Source organism: Asaia sp. BMEF1 (assembly GCF_051628905.1).
Classification (GTDB): domain Bacteria; phylum Pseudomonadota; class Alphaproteobacteria; order Acetobacterales; family Acetobacteraceae; genus Asaia.
This window is the reverse complement of the sequence record NZ_CP157575.1, coordinates 250552-269130: the sequence shown is the minus strand read 5'-3', so window position 1 is coordinate 269130 and position 18579 is coordinate 250552. Positions and strand designations below refer to the sequence as shown.

At 53.2% G+C, this 18579-nt stretch carries 14 protein-coding genes and 3 pseudogenes; 12 read left to right on the top strand and 5 right to left on the bottom strand.

The annotated features are described in order from the left end of the window. The first annotated feature begins 8 nt into the window (after window positions 1-8). Together ABHV46_RS01135 and ABHV46_RS01130 are read left to right on the top strand one after the other, a co-directional pair. Complete coding sequence (locus tag ABHV46_RS01135) at window positions 9-1574, top strand: efflux transporter outer membrane subunit (RefSeq protein WP_438382356.1); 1566 nt, start codon at window positions 9-11, stop codon at window positions 1572-1574. Between the two features lie 738 nt (window positions 1575-2312). Beyond that, on the top strand, window positions 2313-3152 hold the full coding sequence (locus ABHV46_RS01130) for a fumarylacetoacetate hydrolase family protein (RefSeq protein WP_438382355.1): 840 nt from the start codon (window positions 2313-2315) through the stop codon (window positions 3150-3152). A gap of 32 nt (window positions 3153-3184) precedes the next feature. On the opposite strand, the pseudogene ABHV46_RS01125 reads toward ABHV46_RS01130, so the two are convergent. Next, a pseudogene (locus tag ABHV46_RS01125) lies at window positions 3185-4010 on the bottom strand (IS5 family transposase). Window positions 4011-4197: 187 nt separating this feature from the next. Between ABHV46_RS01125 and ABHV46_RS01120 the strand changes: the two are divergent. The 7 genes and pseudogenes from ABHV46_RS01120 to ABHV46_RS01090 all read left to right on the top strand — a co-directional run bounded on the left by ABHV46_RS01120 (window position 4198) and on the right by ABHV46_RS01090 (window position 11862). Continuing rightward, window positions 4198-5619, top strand: coding sequence for a beta strand repeat-containing protein (locus ABHV46_RS01120; protein WP_438382349.1), 1422 nt, complete (start codon window positions 4198-4200; stop codon window positions 5617-5619). Between the two features lie 59 nt (window positions 5620-5678). Next, complete coding sequence (locus ABHV46_RS01115; protein ID WP_438382354.1) at window positions 5679-6014, top strand: hypothetical protein; 336 nt, start codon at window positions 5679-5681, stop codon at window positions 6012-6014. A 96-nt stretch (window positions 6015-6110) separates the two neighbouring features. Continuing rightward, on the top strand, window positions 6111-6998 hold the full coding sequence (locus ABHV46_RS01110; RefSeq protein ID WP_438382353.1) for a LysR family transcriptional regulator: 888 nt from the start codon (window positions 6111-6113) through the stop codon (window positions 6996-6998). A 246-nt stretch (window positions 6999-7244) separates the two neighbouring features. Next, entirely contained in the window at window positions 7245-9404 is a 2160-nt protein-coding gene (locus tag ABHV46_RS01105) for a Hint domain-containing protein (RefSeq protein ID WP_438382352.1), read from the top strand. Window positions 9405-9754: 350 nt separating this feature from the next. Next, a pseudogene (locus ABHV46_RS01100) lies at window positions 9755-10468 on the top strand (IS6 family transposase). A 54-nt stretch (window positions 10469-10522) separates the two neighbouring features. Further along, window positions 10523-10937, top strand: a pseudogene (locus ABHV46_RS01095) (IS6 family transposase); the annotation flags it as partial. 220 nt (window positions 10938-11157) lie between these two features. Continuing rightward, window positions 11158-11862 carry a FadR/GntR family transcriptional regulator gene (locus ABHV46_RS01090; RefSeq protein WP_438382351.1) on the top strand — a complete coding sequence of 235 codons (705 nt, stop codon included), beginning with the start codon at window positions 11158-11160 and terminating at the stop codon, window positions 11860-11862. 69 nt (window positions 11863-11931) lie between these two features. Here the strand turns inward: ABHV46_RS01090 and ABHV46_RS01085 are convergent, their stop codons facing one another. Continuing rightward, window positions 11932-12957 (bottom strand): LysR family transcriptional regulator, encoded by a 1026-nt coding sequence (locus tag ABHV46_RS01085; RefSeq protein WP_438382350.1) that lies wholly within the window; start codon window positions 12955-12957, stop codon window positions 11932-11934. On the opposite strand from ABHV46_RS01085, the gene ABHV46_RS01080 reads away from it, so the two are divergent. The 3 genes from ABHV46_RS01080 to ABHV46_RS01070 are packed head-to-tail and all read left to right on the top strand — an operon-like array spanning window position 12958 to window position 15746. After that, window positions 12958-14379 carry a beta strand repeat-containing protein gene (locus tag ABHV46_RS01080; RefSeq protein ID WP_438382349.1) on the top strand — a complete coding sequence of 474 codons (1422 nt, stop codon included), beginning with the start codon at window positions 12958-12960 and terminating at the stop codon, window positions 14377-14379. Between the two features lie 59 nt (window positions 14380-14438). Further along, window positions 14439-14774 carry a hypothetical protein gene (locus ABHV46_RS01075; RefSeq protein WP_438382348.1) on the top strand — a complete coding sequence of 112 codons (336 nt, stop codon included), beginning with the start codon at window positions 14439-14441 and terminating at the stop codon, window positions 14772-14774. Between the two features lie 18 nt (window positions 14775-14792). Beyond that, on the top strand, window positions 14793-15746 hold the full coding sequence (locus tag ABHV46_RS01070) for a Hint domain-containing protein (RefSeq protein WP_438382347.1): 954 nt from the start codon (window positions 14793-14795) through the stop codon (window positions 15744-15746). Between the two features lie 587 nt (window positions 15747-16333). On the opposite strand, the gene ABHV46_RS01065 is transcribed toward ABHV46_RS01070, so the two are convergent. The 3 genes from ABHV46_RS01065 to ABHV46_RS01055 form a co-directional block, all read right to left on the bottom strand. After that, a protein-coding gene (locus tag ABHV46_RS01065; protein WP_438382346.1) for an IS5 family transposase occupies window positions 16334-17091 on the bottom strand; the annotation gives its coding sequence in 2 pieces (ribosomal slippage) (window positions 16334-16758 and window positions 16758-17091; 759 coding nt in all). A 768-nt stretch (window positions 17092-17859) separates the two neighbouring features. Further along, window positions 17860-18243 (bottom strand): type II toxin-antitoxin system VapC family toxin, encoded by a 384-nt coding sequence (locus ABHV46_RS01060; protein WP_438382345.1) that lies wholly within the window; start codon window positions 18241-18243, stop codon window positions 17860-17862. Next, a complete protein-coding gene (locus ABHV46_RS01055) occupies window positions 18240-18536 on the bottom strand; it encodes a type II toxin-antitoxin system Phd/YefM family antitoxin (protein ID WP_438382344.1) in 297 nt (98 codons plus the stop codon). Before ABHV46_RS01055 ends, ABHV46_RS01060 begins: the two co-directional genes overlap by 4 nt. Window positions 18537-18579: the final 43 nt, after the last annotated feature.

Sequence of the window (18579 nt, the reverse complement as noted above, 5' to 3'; positions counted from 1 at the left end):
AAAGGATCATGACTATACGCCTCAGCCAACGCACGCTCTCCCTGGCGAGCATGCTCCTACTCGGCGCCTGCACGGTCGGGCCCGACTATAACAAGCCCGATATCGCAAGCGGGCCGCACTGGCATCGCAGCATGACCGATGCTGAAAGCCGACCCGAGGAAAGTCCCGCCGATCCGCAATGGTGGACGATCTATCGCGATCCGGTGCTGACCGCTCTGGAACAGCAGGTCGCGTACGCCAATCTGGATCTCCGGGCAAGCTCCTATCGCCTTGCGGAGAGCGTCGCAGAGCGGCGGATCGCAAGTGCGGCACAGTTCCCGCATGTGGAGGGGAACGCCTCCTACGCCCGCGAGCGCGCCAGCACCAACGGTATTCTTGGCCTGCTCGGCACGCTGGAGCGCGCGGGCGCGGGTGATGTTGCCAGTGGCGCGCAGGGCTTCGGTCCCGTGGCCGTGCCGGGCACAGTCGGCAATCCTTCCTTCAACTTACCCCAATACGGCATGAGCGCGTCCTGGGAAGTCGATCTCTGGGGTCATGTCCGCCGCCAGGTCGAGGCGGCCACCGCGGCGGTCAAGGCGACGCAGGACATGCAGCGCGACGTGTTGGTCTCGCTAATGGCTGAGACCGCGCAGGATTATCTCGATCTGCGTGGTGTGCAGGCGCAGATCGCAATCGTCGAGCGCAATATCGATACAGCACGCCATAGTGTCGATTTGACGACGATGCGCTTCACGCAAGGCGCGTCTACGCAGCTCGACGTAGCTGATTCGCGTGGTCAGTTCAGCGAATTCCAGTCGCGCTTGCCGATCCTGCGCAGCCAGGAAGTGCATCTGATCAACGCGCTGAGCTTCCTCGTCGCGCGCGAGCCGGGTGCACTCCAAGCGCAGCTCGGCACGCTGGCCCCGATCCCGCCGGTACCCGATACGGTGCCCGTCGGCCTGCCGTCACGACTGGCGGAGCGTCGGCCCGATATTCGCATGGCTGAGGAACAGTTGCATGTTGCCACCGCCAGCATCGGCGTAGCTGTGGCGGATTTCTTTCCGCGCATCACCCTCTCCGGCAGTCTGGACGTGCAGGCGCTGCAGTTCAGCGGGCTCGGCTCCTGGGCATCGCGGCAATATGGTTTCGGCCCGACCATGACGCTGCCGCTGTTCGAAGGCGGCCGCCTGACGGGGCAGTTGCGCCTGCGCCGTGCGCAGCAGAGGGAAGCGGCGATAACCCTCCAGCGCACCATCCTCAAGGCATGGCAGGAAATCGACGATGCCATGGCTGACTTCTCGGCCGCCCAGCAGCAGCGTGACCGCCTGAGGGAGACCGTGGCCCAGAACGAAATGGCCGTGCGTCTCGCCCAGTTGCAATATGTGCATGGGGCGTCAGACTTTCTGAATGTGCTGACGCTACAGAACGCGCTTTTGACAAGCCAGAGTCAGCTTGTGCAATCGACAACGACGGTTTCGGTTTCTGTGGCACGTCTCTACCGCGCACTCGGTGGAGGCTGGGAGACACAGTATCCTGTCGCTACGACGCAGCAGGCGGTTCTAAAATCAGCCGGCGATAAAAGGCGGGAGGGATGATCACGGTACGACACCCTTGCGAACTAGCTCAAATGGTCAAGCAAGATATCACAGTTGGCGGTCATTTTTCGTTTGGGAACTGTAGCGACCATGCACTCAGGCACTGGGGGCGAATAGGTGTGACTGAACCGATCAAACTGAGGACCGACGCGGCCTTTAGGCCGGGACGCGAAACTGCTGTCGACATTGGAACTTTCGTACTCGATGATACGGTTATAAGGACGACAAATGGTGTGGACAGCGCCTGTCTGAGGCCCGGCAACTGCCAGGTGCTTAGCGCTGGTGCAGACATAATCTTGGCGATGTGGGCAGCCAAAGGTAGCACAGATGTGCTGTTGTCGCTTAGGCTGATGTCCGAAGACGAAGGCGGCATGTCTGATGTCGGCTCGCGTCACGTCGAAAGTCGCTCCTGGCAACACACCGTTCTGCGCGCTAGCGGCTTTTTGGGTGATGATCCAGAGGAATTAAAGGCGGGACAACGAGGTGACTCACTGTCCCTCACGATAAGGCCCCCCTGTCTTGCCCCTCTCTACCCGCGGACAGACAGGCCGCTATCCCGACCTATACGAATCAGTACACCTACGCGTCCGGTATAATGGGTCGGGCGAAGATACATGGGCACGAAGCGGACCTAGGGTACGCTAAAGCAATTGCGGGATACACGACGAGGATCGCTTACACATTCGAAGCGTCCGTCTCGATCATTTGTGATTACCCCAGAAGGGCGAGGATTCAGATATGAAATTATGCCGTTACGGAGAGCCGGGAAAGGAATTACCGGGCTTAGTCGATCAAGCTGGCCTATTGCGAAGCTTGACCAGCGTTATCAAGGACGTCTCGCCGTCCGTATTAGCCCCTGGGCGGCTAGCCGAATTGGCTGCCATCAGTCCGTCAAGCTTACCGTTGGTTGAGTCTAATCCCCGCCTGGGTGTTCCACTCTCAGGAGTCGGAAAATATATCTGCATTGGACTTAATTATCGCGATCATGCGGAAGAGGCGGGTCTTCCTTTTCCTGCAGAACCAATCATATTTCTCAAGGCGATTACTGCGTTGTCTGGACCCAATGATCCGATCATAATGCCCGAAGGCGCCACAAAACTCGACTGGGAAGCCGAACTCGCCATCATAGTCGGTACGCGCGCGCGAAATGTGACGGAGGACGAGGCACTGTGCTATGTCGCCGGCTACTGCATCGCCAATGACGTTTCCGAGCGTGCTTTCCAAATGCAATCCAGCCAATGGGACAAAGGAAAGGGCTGCGACACATTCGGGCCACTCGGCCCATGGCTGGTCACGAAAGAGGACGTACCTAGACCTCAGGATCTGGATATCTGGCTGGACGTAAACGGGCGTCGGATGCAAACAGGGAATACCCGCGCAATGATTTTCTCTGTGGCGCAAATAGTGGCCTATGTCAGTCGCTATATGACTTTGCTCCCGGGCGATATCATCGCCTCCGGTACCCCACCTGGAGTAGGTATGGGGATGAAACCCAAGCCGGTTTATCTTAGACTTGGAGATGTTGTTGAACTTGGTATCGAAGGGTTAGGTGAACAGAAGCAATACGTCGTGCGATGAAAATCCGAAGCACTCAGAGCCTGTTTGTAAAGTCACGGGTGAGCGTTTCGACGGGTGAGATTGGCGCCCATGGCGACGAAAATCATGGCCTGTGAGACGTCGATGCGACGCTCGTAGTCGCGCACGAGGCGTCGCCAGCGGGTCATCCAGCCAAAGGTCCGCTCCACGACCCATCGACGAGGCAGAATCTCGAAGCCCTTCGCTCCGTCCCGGAGTCGGATGACTTCGACGACGAAGTCAAGATAAGCCGCCTTGTCCATCAACTGGAGCCGGTCGTAAGCCCCGTCGGCGAACAGGTGCTTCACCCAAGGCCAGCGCTTGCGGATCGCATCCAGGATCATCTGCGCGCCAGCGCTGTCGGAGATGTCGTCCGGGGTCAGATTGACCATCAGCAGGCGCCCGTCCGTATCCACGGCAATAATGCCGCTTGCGCCCGACGACCTTCTTGCCGGCGTCATAACCTCTTGTTTGCGCATGCGGTGCCTTGATGCTCTGGCTGTCGATCGCCCCGGCGGTCGGACTCGTCTCGCGACCTGACCGCTCTCGATCGAGCATCAGTTGGACGTCATGAATAGTCTGAAACAGAAACCGCCGGGCCAGTTCCCGAAACCAGCCATAGACCGTGCGCCAGTGCCCAAAATGGATCGGCAGCATCCGCCAGCCGCAGCCCGAGCGGACCAGATAGCGCACGGTGTTGATCACCTCGCGGAACTCAACCTCCCGCGGCCGACCCATGCGCCCCGGTTCGGGCATCAGCGGCGCAATCCGCTCCCATTCTTCGTCCGTCATGTCGGACGGATACCGTTTCGTCTTTCGGGTGATCCCGGCCATTCGGGCCCTCTGCTCTGGTGTCCACATCCAGAGCTTGAATCACACTTCAACGACTTTCCAAGCAGGCCCTTAGATCCATACCCATCCGGTATGGATAAGACAGCAATTGGTATGATGATAGGATGATATGATGACGCATACTCCCTGCCAATAATGTTGGGCAGGAGTTTTGACATGCTTCCTGCTCTGAGCGTTTTATGCTGGAGGCTGCCACATGGGCATTGTCACTGTAGTTGGTTCATCGGGTCTGACGGTCCAGGTCACTATCGACGGTGCCCGGATGGAAAGTCTGGCATCTGCTTATGCGAAGCAGATCTCAGATGCCGCGAGCACCGGCTCGTACGGGTCGGTTGATCTCGGCAGGAATTCGAACACGGTATCGAACCTCACCACGGGTACGGCGCAAGGTGTCGTGACCATTGGTGGCTCTTTCGCCATGAACGGCGACTATACCAATCTCCTGATCGGCTCGGAAAACAGCGCGAGCGGCGCCGTCAGCCCCTTCGGCCAGCCTGTTACAGTCAACGGAACCGGCATAACGACGAGCAGTCTCTCCGTGCTGGCAGGCAATACCGCAAGCACGACTTTTTACGCCGGAAACTACAACGGGACTTTCGTATCGACAGTCGGCAATAACCTTTTCGACGGTGCCAGCCATGACGGAAACTGGACCATCGCGACCGGTGCGGGCAACGACACCATCAATGCGGCCAGTGGCGTCAACAACATCCGTGCCGGGGAGGGCCGTAATCTCATTGCGCTTGGCACAGGGACGAATTTCGTGGCCTCCGAAGGTCAGGACACAATCACAGGTGTCGAAAATGCGTCCGATACGGTCACCCTGATCGGCGGAAATTCGAGTGTCACTCTCAAGTCCAATGCCCTGGTCGTCGATACGGCGCTGACAGGAAGTGAGATATCGGTTGGAACCAATAGCTCGGTTTTTGGCGGTACGGGATCGACTGTGACGTTCACTGGCGAGACGGGAACGATCGTCGGTACAGTCGGAGACACGATTTCTGCTGCTGGTAATCTCCAAGTCTATCATGGTTCAGCTCAGGCCATCAGTGTCTCAGGTTCGCTGCAATTCATCTCCGGCACCGGCAACACATCCATCAGTGCGGGTCTGGGAACCATCTGGGGTGCGAACGACCTGCACGCGACTGTCGACACAGACGGACGTGCGCTGTTTACCGCCAATCAACCCAATACCATCGGAAATCAGTACATCGATGCGTCTTCATCCAGAGGGACGCTGGACGCCTGGACAGGGGCAGGAAACAACACGCTGGTCGGCGGGTCAGGCTCTGATCACTTTGTGTTTGGAACCCGGTTCGAAGACGCGAATGGAAACAGTTATGCGACCGTCACCGGCGGAAGCGGCGCGGCCAACAGTTTCGGCGTCCTTGCCGGACATAATGGCGGAGACATCACCATCACTGACTTTGGTAGCGCCGCGGGAAACATGTTCTTCATGTACAACTACAAGCCCGCCGACGCCGATCAGGCCGTCAAGAACCTGTTGAATACGGCAACAGTCTCGGGCGGCAATACGACGCTACAACTCGATAATAATATGAGGGTAACCTTTCTCGGCGTGGGAGACCTCAAGACGTCCAGTATCACCATTTCATAATTCAAACCTGATGGAGACCGGGTTCGCTCGGTCCTATTTTTGCGATCGAGGAGACAAGGATGAGCAAGATCAGCCGAGACGACAGGACAATCCGTACAGAGCGCGCAGCCGATGTCGGATCTTCGAGTGGCGCAGGCGAAAACAAGCGCGTTGTGATGACGAATGTCGACAATGCCCCAATGATATTCGCCGACAAGGTGCCTGTCTATGGAACCATTGGCGATGTGGTCACCACAACTCTCGCCGCAGAGCGGCCGGTCGGCGAAAGCATATCCGTCTCAGCGACTGTACATCTCCGTCTGACCCGGGACGCGGCTAAAGTACTCGCAAGGTCGTTGCTTGAAGCCCTCGCAATGATCGATAGAAATAAAGGATCATCTTCTCTACTTAATTAATCCTTATAATGGTGGGCCGTGATATTAGTGAAAAATAATCAATGACAATTGATTAAGTAAAATCAACAACATGCATATAAGGGTAGGATAAGTTTTATGGATATGGATCTTCGTCAGATTCGTATGTTCGTGAAGGTGGCAGAATACGGGAGTATTACTAAGGCAGCCTCAGCGTTGCATATGGAACAGCCCCCGTTGAGTCGGAACATATCACACCTCGAAAAGAGACTGGGCTTAACATTGTTTTCACGTTCACATACAGGCGTGACTTTAACAACTACCGGGCGCGACATATATGCGAAATCCGTAGATGTACTTCGAAATCATGAGGAGTTTTCTGCATACACAAAGAGACTGTCAACATCACGGTCTTCTTATATAAATATTGGCCTATCGGATGGGATGTCCGCAAACAAAAAAGTTATATCTAATATCAACCTATTTTTGAGAAACAATCCAACCTGCAAATATACGTTATTTGGCGGATCGCAGGATACAATAGTGACCAGAGTTCTGAGAGGGGATATCGACTGCGCAGTTATTTGGGGTCAGGTTAGGAATATGGAGCTGTCCTGTATAAAATATTCAAGAACAAGGATATATGCGGCCGTTAATGATGATTTATTTAGAAGAAATTGTCTTTATACCGACATAAATACACTAATGCGTGAAAACATTATTTTCTATGGTGGCGGCGAGGAAGCACACATGTTCAAGTCTATACATGAGCAGTTTGACGGGAAGGCTGTAGCCTCAGACGTGACCATGGCAGCCCGCGATATATTCTCCGCAATCACTCTAGTCTCTCTAGGATTAGGCTGTACGATTGTACCTTCCGAAATAATTACGTTACCGTTCGATAATGTAATGTATATTCCAATAAATGGAGATGATATTAATTGCGAAGTTAGTATCATATATAGAAAAATAGATGATATTGTACCACTAAAAAACTTTCTTGCCGCCTTTGGTTTGAAAAAATAGTGATGATTATGATCAGCACACTAGGTATCTATTTATAACAATTCACAATCTGTGAATCGCTACATATATCTATTTTCGGTTATTTGTTTTACCATAATATAAGCGGCTGATAAACTAGATTAAATTCATCTTGTTTACTGTTTGTGCTTGAAAATATTTCTTCTTTTTCGAATTTCCACATGAACGAATATACCTTTACTCAAATACATCCACTTACGTCGGTAAAAACTGAAAGGATACAAAGAAATGGCGACTTACAATGTTTCCTCAGGCCAGACCGTCTCGAATACATTGGTTTATGGCGATGTCGAGACGGTCTATAGCGGAGGAGTTACGCAAGACCAGCACAACGGCGGCCAAAGGTTCGTCCTGTCAGGCGGCATCGTTCGAAATGGCGTAGTTAGTAGCGGCGGTAAGGATTACATCTCAAGTGGTGGGTCCTCATATCAAGGTGTAATTCAGAACGGTGGCATCCGCTATCTCTCCAGTGGAGCAACGGGTGACAATCCGTTTATCGCAGGGGGGGGCACCGTTAGCGCCGCGACCGGGGCGACCGTTAGCGCACTAAATGCTTTCAGCGGTGGAGTTCTCAGCGCTGCCAGCGGGGCGGTCGTCAACGGAGGCAATGTTGCAACGGGAGCTTCTATCACAGCCAATCCAGGCACTCTTCTTGAGGGAACAATCAACGTTTCCTCCGGGTCAACGATCGTAAACGGCACGCTTACTGGTTCTGGCGCGGTCGTGAATGCCACGACGGGAGCTCTTGTAAAAGCCGTAAGCGTGGGGAGCAATACTCGTCTGTATCTTGGCTCCGGAGCTACTGGGTCAGCAAATTTGGTAAATGGGGGAACCCTCGAACTTGCTGGTGGGTCGAAACCAGTCAATAACAGATTTGGGTCAGTTGCGGGAGGCACCATTATCGTCGATAGTGGGGCGTCTTGGAATAACGCAAATGATCCAGCTTACGCGGTAACCTCTGGAAATACTCTAGTCATTAGGAGTGGTGCCAGTGTTAGCGGAACTCTCATTTCTCCAGGTGGCACAACCATTGTTTCGTCCGGTGGTCTGATTGTAGGTTCCCAGACTGTTTCGTCTGGCGGAACTCTGGTTCTAAACGGCACTGCTGGAGCTGGTAGCGTCTTGCTATCTGGCGATGGTGCACACCTGGTTATCGACGGCATGGCGATGCCCACTAACACCATCTCTGGCTGGTCGCCTGCAGACACCATTAATCTTGCGTCAATCCCGGCTCGAAGCGTCACTAGCGTCACTACGACTTCCACCGGCATCACATTTCATACCACTACCGGTACCTATTCTCTGAAGGTTCCGGGGGCAGACAGCTATGGTTATGCGTTGTCCTCTGATAGCAACGGCGGGTTAATTTACGCGACATGTTTTGCAGAAGGAACCGCGATCACAACACCTTCCGGCGAAGCGAATGTGGAGACTTTAGTACCGGGCACGATGGTTATGACACCTATAGGCCCTATGCCCGTCAAATGGCTGGGTCACAAATCCATCACCGTTACACGCCAGCTGGTCCCTGAGGAGAGCTGGCTGGTCCGTATCCGCAAAGGTGCCTTGGCTGATGATGTTCCTTCCCGTGATCTTTTGGTAACACAGGAACACTGCTTGATTTTCGACAACAAGCTTGTTCCAGCGCGTATGCTGGTCAATGGCACTTCGGTATTAGTTGACCGTACCATCAACAGCTACACTTACTACCACATAGAACTCGATAGCCACGAGGGAGTATGGGCTGAAAATACGCTGACCGAAAGCTATCGTGACACAGGCAACCGCAGTCAGTTTGACAATCACACCGTAACCGCGCTCTTCGGCGGATTAGGAGCTATCGGTTCGAACCCTCTTCATCTTGAGACTTCCCGCGCGTTTGTAGAGCCAATCCATACGCGCATCTCGGAACGTGCAGGAATCGCTGCAAGACAGTCCGAATTGACCGACAATCCGGATATCTATCTGGTCGCAAACCTCGGACAGGTTCTCCGACCACTGCGTCGAACTAACGAGCGCGTCATTTTTCTGATCCCTGCCGGCATTGCGACGGTACGCGTTGTCTCTCGCACCAGCAGGCCAAGTGAAACAATCGGTCCTTTTGTGGACGATCGCCGTGATCTCGGCGTTCTTATCGGGCAAGTCTCGCTCTTTGAAAAGCTACGAACGGTACAACTGACAGCGCATCTCTCTACGACTAATCTGCCAGGTTGGCACGGGCTCGAATCCCCAGTCTATCGCTGGACAAAGGGCGATGCAGATTTACCATTAAATACGTGTGACGCCTTAACGAGCGAGCCGTGTATTCTTTCCATCCAAATAGTATCCTGTGGTCCTTATCTGCGAGCAGGACATGACCCCAATGATAACCTGCGGCGCGCGGGTTAAATCACTGTGCGGAATGATAGGGAAGTAGCCGCTTCTCTATCATTAAATTTTTTCGTAAAATACCATGCTATTCTTCCACACCATCAGTTGCTATCCATAATTATCATTGTATCTTCCCAAAAATGAATAGTAATCTGTATATACTTTTGATATGTTTTTGTTTTTATATCGCAAATAATATTCATATACGATGCAACTCTTTCCTTGAAGAGCGATTTCAGCAAAATATTTCAATATGACACTATGAAGGCTTAGTCTAACTCAGTCGAGGGTAAAATTTTTGCACCGTCTGCGGACAAAGGCACATTTTACAAGCCGGCCCAAGGAAGGACGGCTGGTACACACGGTAGATGCTTGCGATGAGAGCGTTATCTGTGATTTACAAACGGTATCGTCTTCCGAGTGATTTGATCGCTCATGCGGCGTGGCTGTATTTTCGCTTTCCGCTGAGCTTTCGTCTTGTCGAAAAAATGCTGCTCGATCGCGGGATTATTGTCTCGTATGGGACGATCGACCGCTGGAGCCTGAAGTTCGGCGCGACCTATACCCGCTCCCTGCGCCGTAAAAAGGCGCTGCCTGGCGATATCTGGCATCTGGACGAGGTGTGGATCGTGATCCGTGGCCAGCCCCAATGGCTGTGGCGGGCGGTGGAGCAGGACGGGTATGTTCTCGACGAGATCCTGCAGACACGACGGAATACCAAAGCAGCATGACGTCTCCTGACCCGACTTCTGAAACGGCACGGGTTGCGCCCCGGTCGCATGATTACCGACGAGCTGCAATCCTACGGAGCAGCCATACCCAAACTCGGCCTATCGATCCGGCATCTCTCGCATAAGGGTCTGAACAATCGGGCAGAGAACAGTGATCTGCCGTTGCGAAAGTGCGAACGCATCATGCGAAAATTCCGCTCACCCGGCGGATGTCAGCGCTTCGTCTCCGTCTTCTCCGCTATCCGTATTCTTTTCGTCCCATCCGTCTCCATCACCACCGCCCTTTCCCGGCACATCCATCGTGTCAGGGCCTTCGCTCAAGGGAGCAACGCGACCCCTCTCAGCGTCTGAATATCTCCTCCGCGGGTTAGAGATAAAACGCTACAGTTAACGTAAAATCACCGGTATTGCCGATACGGGATCAGCTATCGGGACCTGGAAACTATACTGGCCTAGCGCGACGTCAGCGTGGATCACTCCACGATCTTCCGCTGGATCCAGTACTGTGCGCCTGCGCTAGTTCGGAATACGACTGGGCTCCAAACGCAATTGGCGGGTGGATGAGACTTATACCAAGGTAAAGGTAAACGTCGGCGATCTGTATCGGGCGATCGATAAAGATGGCGATACGATCAATGCGGACAAGGCCCCGACGTACGGCATCGCGACCGCGCAGCTCAAGAAAGAGGACTAACTGAAGCAGCTGCCCAAGCGCGGACGTGGTCTCACAAAGTTGAGAATGGCCTATGCGACGATCAGGGGTTTCGAAGTCATGCGTGCCTTGAAGAAGGGCAGGTCACGCCCCGGCCGCAGGAATTAAGGCATCATCGGGTGAAATTCATCCTATCGGGAGACAGCTCAACATCCACACCTACTGAAATCCCACATTCATTGGGGCCCCCTTGCCTATCCAAGACTTTGCAACAGAGCCGTATTTAACACCGTTATAACGAATTTAGACTACAAATCATATTCTTATACGCCCTTCATCATGTTATAACTTATTTTAATTGTAAGCTCCCTGTAATAGAATGAAATCTATGTATCGATTCCCCCATCTTGCGAACGGCGCGCACCTATCTCCAGCTCGCCGTCAATCGCTGGTTGACTCTGCTCTCAAGGCACTAAGTGAGCAGATTTCCTCCGGGGTATGGCCAGTTGGCAGTCGCATACCAATCGAGGCGGAACTCGCATTGCTCTTACAAGTTGGGCGTAACACAGTTCGGGAGGCGATCCGTATTCTGTCTCATGCAGGGATACTTGAGGTGCGCCAGGGAAGCGGCACTTATGTCCGCGCGCTCGAAGGCTCAGACCTGATGCCAAGAATAGTCAACCATTCTAACCCGCAAGATCATTTCGAATTACTGATTATGCTCGAGATTGAAGCCGCGCGTCTCGCGGCGCTACGTCGTACCCCCAGTGATTTGAAGCAAATCAAGGCCGAGGTTGATGCGCGATGTGAATCCCACGAGCAGGCCAGTGTCAACGTCTTCCTCGATCGCGATGCGCGTTTCTACACAGCGATCGCGGAAGCTAGTCACAATAGTGTATTGACCCAGCTTTGCACATATTTACGAGGTACCGTGGGTGAGTTTGTTCATTCAGCAGCTGTTGAGCATGGTGGCGAAGAAATGCCTCAGTCACTCCACCATGATCTCTATAACGCGATAAAATCCTCCGATCCTATTCAGGCTGCGCGCTTGGCACAGACGCTCCTTGCTCCTCATGCTGGGCTTGGAGTATAGATTGTGAATCCGATGACATTACGTCGTAGCGGCTCTCACGCACCGATGGTGGGAATCCTCACGCAGCGTTCACACCCCGGCATTTTTCTGGCTGAAACTTGACAGAAAGTTACGCACTAGAGGTGACGGAATTTCACGCCGTGTCACCAGAGAAGCCACACATACCGCTTCATCACCGCGGACTTCGACATAGGAGACACCACGTATGTTGGTAGACGTGAGCAGATTTGGAACGAGGCCGCATCCTGCCCCGGCAGCAACCATTGGGGCCAGAGACAGCAGGTCAATGTCGTAATTGGTGTTGATATTTCTTGTGCTCTCAGGCGGAAATAGATTCACCATCATATCATTAAAATATTTATTTCGGGACTTTGATGGTATCAATAAATACTCGCCATCTATATCATAGACACTTCTGTAGATTTTTTTTCTTATCAAACCAGATTCAGGTGTTACTGCAAATAATCTTCCTGTGAAGATGATTTTGTTTATAAGACTATCATCTTCAACCTCTCCCCAAATGACCGCGATATCGATACTTCCAGATTTGAGCATCGCAATGACATTCTCATTGCAGTCATGCTTCAAGTCGACAATAACACGAGATTCCAGAGATCTTATCGCCATGACAGATTTTATAAACTGATCCAGGCTATGTAAGCCGTCCGAAATTCCTATGTTTAACCTATACTTATGTTCTCTCTTCGATTTTTCAATTATATTTTCCATCTCATCAAATTCTGCGATAATCCGGCTCGCCTGTCGGCTCAATACCGAACCAAACTCGGTAAGATTCATCCCGGTGCGCGCTCGAGTGAAAAGATCGAACCCGATTTCCTTTTCAAGAGAGGCAATCTGCCTGCTCAGGGGCGGTTGCTCGATGTGCAAATGCCTGGCAGCGCGGGTCAGACTCCCGAGCTGTGCCACAGTAACGAACGATCGGAGTCGTCTTAGATCCATACCCATCCGGTATGGATAAGACAGCAATTGGTATAATGATAGGATGATATGATGACGCATACTCCCTGCCAATAATGTTGGGCAGGAGTTTTGACATGCTTCCTGCTCTGAGCGTTTTATGCTGGAGGCTGCCACATGGGCATTGTCACTGTAGTTGGTTCATCGGGTCTGACGGTCCAGGTCACTATCGACGGTGCCCGGATGGAAAGTCTGGCATCTGCTTATGCGAAGCAGATCTCAGATGCCGCGAGCACCGGCTCGTACGGGTCGGTTGATCTCGGCAGGAATTCGAACACGGTATCGAACCTCACCACGGGTACGGCGCAAGGTGTCGTGACCATTGGTGGCTCTTTCGCCATGAACGGCGACTATACCAATCTCCTGATCGGCTCGGAAAACAGCGCGAGCGGCGCCGTCAGCCCCTTCGGCCAGCCTGTTACAGTCAACGGAACCGGCATAACGACGAGCAGTCTCTCCGTGCTGGCAGGCAATACCGCAAGCACGACTTTTTACGCCGGAAACTACAACGGGACTTTCGTATCGACAGTCGGCAATAACCTTTTCGACGGTGCCAGCCATGACGGAAACTGGACCATCGCGACCGGTGCGGGCAACGACACCATCAATGCGGCCAGTGGCGTCAACAACATCCGTGCCGGGGAGGGCCGTAATCTCATTGCGCTTGGCACAGGGACGAATTTCGTGGCCTCCGAAGGTCAGGACACAATCACAGGTGTCGAAAATGCGTCCGATACGGTCACCCTGATCGGCGGAAATTCGAGTGTCACTCTCAAGTCCAATGCCCTGGTCGTCGATACGGCGCTGACAGGAAGTGAGATATCGGTTGGAACCAATAGCTCGGTTTTTGGCGGTACGGGATCGACTGTGACGTTCACTGGCGAGACGGGAACGATCGTCGGTACAGTCGGAGACACGATTTCTGCTGCTGGTAATCTCCAAGTCTATCATGGTTCAGCTCAGGCCATCAGTGTCTCAGGTTCGCTGCAATTCATCTCCGGCACCGGCAACACATCCATCAGTGCGGGTCTGGGAACCATCTGGGGTGCGAACGACCTGCACGCGACTGTCGACACAGACGGACGTGCGCTGTTTACCGCCAATCAACCCAATACCATCGGAAATCAGTACATCGATGCGTCTTCATCCAGAGGGACGCTGGACGCCTGGACAGGGGCAGGAAACAACACGCTGGTCGGCGGGTCAGGCTCTGATCACTTTGTGTTTGGAACCCGGTTCGAAGACGCGAATGGAAACAGTTATGCGACCGTCACCGGCGGAAGCGGCGCGGCCAACAGTTTCGGCGTCCTTGCCGGACATAATGGCGGAGACATCACCATCACTGACTTTGGTAGCGCCGCGGGAAACATGTTCTTCATGTACAACTACAAGCCCGCCGACGCCGATCAGGCCGTCAAGAACCTGTTGAATACGGCAACAGTCTCGGGCGGCAATACGACGCTACAACTCGATAATAATATGAGGGTAACCTTTCTCGGCGTGGGAGACCTCAAGACGTCCAGTATCACCATTTCATAATTCAAACCTGATGGAGACCGGGTTCGCTCGGTCCTATTTTTGCGATCGAGGAGACAAGGATGAGCAAGATCAGCCGAGACGACAGGACAATCCGTACAGAGCGCGCAGCCGATGTCGGATCTTCGAGTGGCGCAGGCGAAAACAAGCGCGTTGTGATGACGAATGTCGACAATGCCCCAATGATATTCGCCGACAAGGTGCCTGTCTATGGAACCATTGGCGATGTGGTCACCACAACTCTCGCCGCAGAGCGGCCGGTCGGCGAAAGCATATCCGTCTCAGCGACTGTACATCTCCGTCTGACCCGGGACGCGGCTAAAGTACTCGCAAGGTCGTTGCTTGAAGCCCTCGCAATGATCGATAGAAATAACTTTCCGACCGATCGGATAAACTGAAAGCTCAGAACGGGCACCGTGCTTTTAAATGATCAAATGCTGCGATCGCAACTTGGCAGGGACATCATTCAGTTTACCAACTTGTTCTCCACACCGACGGCTTACCAGATTGCGACGTCAGGTAAGTCCCAGACGATCAAGGTAACCGATAGGAGCGGTAACACTATTGCTTCAATATCTGTCGCGGGCACGAATTTTACCGCCGGAAAATATTCGTCTTCCGGTCGCGGCCCACTCACCATCAGTAAAACGGGCACGACGTTGTCAATCGAGGCTCTGGTGAGCGTGTGTTTCCTCGCAGGGAGTATGATCCGGACGCCTGACGGTGACAGACGGGTCGAAACTCTCAAGAGCGGCGATAGCGTCGGTGTAAATGCCAACGGCAAGCTGGCAGTTCGAAAGATTATCTGGGCAGGTAATAGGCGAAAAATAATAAATACAGGTCGGCCGGATGATGAATCTGTCTATCCTGTAAGAATAAAAAAACATGCTCTTGGGAGTGGTAAAGCTTATCAGGATCTTCTGATTACCTCGGAGCACTGCATCATCGTTGCCGGAAAGTTCGTGCCCGTACGTATGTTGGTAAATGGTAGAAAAATAGTTTATGATCGGACGCTAACGGACTATCGATACTATCATCTTGAGACTGCAGAGCACGCCGTCATCTATGCGAACGGCGCTGAAACTGAAAGCTATCTCGACACGGGCAATCGTATCGCCTTCACGGCTGCAAGTGAGGCAACGCCGATAACGGCGCCTCCCTTTGCGTGGACCGTGCGTTTGTCGAGCCAGTTTTTATGGCGTGCAAGGCGCGTTCCACCGCAGCAATACCCTTCTCTCATGACAAAGCGCCCCTTACGACGCCAGATCAGCACATTAGATTGGTTACCGAAGACCAGGCAATGTTATTGCCTCTACGCATTTTGCCAGGCCGCGTTGTCTTCTCTCTACCCCCCGATATCCAAGCCCTGAGGCTGCGATCCAACGCAACGCGGCCCTGTGACGCCATAGGTCCTTTCGTGGATGACCGTCGATACCTTGGTGTCTTGGCCGGCAAGATTACCTTGTTTGAAGCGGACAAAGCGTGCGAGGTCCGTACTCACTTGAAGGATGACCAGAGCGCCGGTTGGCATCAGATTGAGGCTCTAGATATGGGATGGGCCGATGGTGATGCAACGCTTGTTCTGCCAACACGAAACCCGGCTTCCTTCGCGATGCTTTCGATCGAGATCCTCGGTGGTGGACCTTATCTGCTAGGACACTTGCACAAAGAGGAGTGTTATTTAAATGGGCCCATCCCCACTGTAGCAAAGACTGGCACATAGTTTCTTATCGCCTGTAATAAGACATCTGAAGCGAAAAACCGTTCACTTCCTGCCTCGACGTAAGGCAAGTTGCCGGGCAGGGACGATGTGGGGTGAGTTGATCGAGGAGGCGTTTCGTCCCTATCGCCACTTTGGCAGAAAGATAGTTTCCAGGGCTCCCGTGTTGCTGATTGCTTAATTTATGGAGAGCCAGCTTTGACGGAGGCTGCCGACGAAGACGACTAGGCTCCGGACTCATAGCCGGAAGATGACGGTTGCGGCGAGGCAGATGGCTGAGAAGAAGACGGTCGGGCATCTGTCATAGCGTGTTGCGACGCGCCGCCAGTCCTTGAGCCTTCCGAACATAATCTCGATGCGGTTGCGACGCTTGTATTTTCTCTTATCGTATTTGACCGGCTTTCCGCGAGATTTCCGTCCTGGAATGCAGGGCTTTATACCTTTCTCTTCCAGGGCGTCTCTGAACCAGTCAGCGTCGTAACCTCGGTCCGCCAGCTTCCACTGTGCCATAGGAAGACTGTCCAGCAGAGCAGCGGCACCTTTATAATCGCTGACCTGTCCCGCCGTCATGAAGGAGCTCAGCGGTCGTCCGTTCTGATCTGTGATCGCATGCAGTTTGGTATTCATACCACCTTTGGTGCGACCGATCAGGCGGCCTGGATCCCTTTTTTTAGCCGCAGGCTCGAAGCCGTGCGGTGCGCCTTGAGATACGTCGCATCAATCATAATGGTCTGAGGCTCGGCACTTGCAGCAGATAAGCCATCCATCATCCGCATGAAAATGCCTATGTCTCCCCAGCGCTTCCAACGGTTGTAGAGCGTCTTGTGCGGACCGTACTCCCGGGGTGCATCACGCCAGCGCAGACCATTACGGTTCACAAAAATGATCCCGCTCAACACGCGACGGTCATCAACGCGAGGTTTGCCGTGGCTCTTGGGAAAGAACGGCCGCAGACGCTCCATTTGTTCGTCCGTCAGCCAAAACAGATCGCTCACCTTCAGTCTCCTCGCAGAGCCTGAATCAGATCTCCGCAATCAAATCAATAGATCCTGAGCCTAGGAAAACCCCGCCAAAAACTCTTTGTCCAGAATTGGGGGGGTAAACAAAATGTCCGGTTTCGGATAGGCGCTCGATAAACCGGACATTCCAGATCGCAAAGTAATCGAAACAACAATTCCGCCAGATTGTTGATCGTCATAAGGAATATATATTTAGTAATTAAATAAGAAATTGAAATTAACAATGCCATGATTGATGCCATGCTTGGGACTGAATGCCCATAGCATCTCCCCTCGCCGCACAAAAACGGCTCGCGACGACGACAAGCGGACGTTGAAAGTCAAACACTCCAGGTCTTCGCTGGGCGCGAGAAGTTCTCGACCGCCGCCGGCTCGCACTTAACCGACAGGAAAATCGTCGGAACCTTCAAGTATTCGTTGTCTCTTCGTTGCTTACCAACGCCGAAAGCAGCGCAATTATCTCGTTCGCTTAAGCCGAACGTCAAGTGTCGGCTGCGGACTGACCCGAAATGGTTGCTAGCCAACGCAGCGTATGCATCAGCCACTTTCACGCCTCACCTGCAAACCAAATGTTCGCCTAGCCCATCCGTTGTTTCACTGACGCAACCGGAACGTTGAAAACTTAATAAGGAGGTTCACTCGACAATTAGCGTTCGGATAGCGGCGGGGACAGTTTTTTGCCTCGTCCAGAAACCACCATTTTCTGGACAACACACGCAATTTATAAAGAATATAACCGAACAACTATGAACAGTTCATCCTCTCGATTGAGTAATGCGCCATCTGGCTATCACCGGACAGAAATGACGCCTGTTCACTCAGCGCCTGTGCCATAAGCAGGTGATCAAAGGGGTCACGGTGATGCATGGGCAGCCCCATCAGGACTTTCAGGTGCTCGGGTGTAATCTGCAGAAGCGTGAAACCTTCTGCTGGAATGGAATCCGTGATCTCGTTGAGATCTGCATCCAGTTTCCCGATCCGGATTTTGATCGCGATCTCCCAGAGCGAGACGCAACTAACCAGAATGTCATGGGCCGGATCCGCAATGATCTCTCGTGCCTCAAGTCCCAGTTTCTCAGAATCTGACAACCACCATAGCAACGCATGTGTATCAAGCAGAACCCTCACAGGGCCCCGTCCATGCTGTCGAGCATGTCCTGCGGCGTCTGAGCGAAATCATCACTCAGCTTGATCCGCCCACGCAGCGAACCCGGCTGGCGACGGGGACGATAGGTGGGGGATGGCGGGTGCAGTTCAGCCACGATCTCATCATGGGAGGTGACCAGGATCGTACTGCCTTGCCGCGCCTGACGGAGATAGGTGGTCAGGTTGCCACGGAACTCCCGCACCCCGATTTTCAGTGGCGCGCTCTGGCTACCAGAAAGCTGTTCGCTCATGTGATCCTCCCTATGCGTCATCATATCATGTACACATAGGGAGAGAGCAAGCGGCAAACGCAGGAGA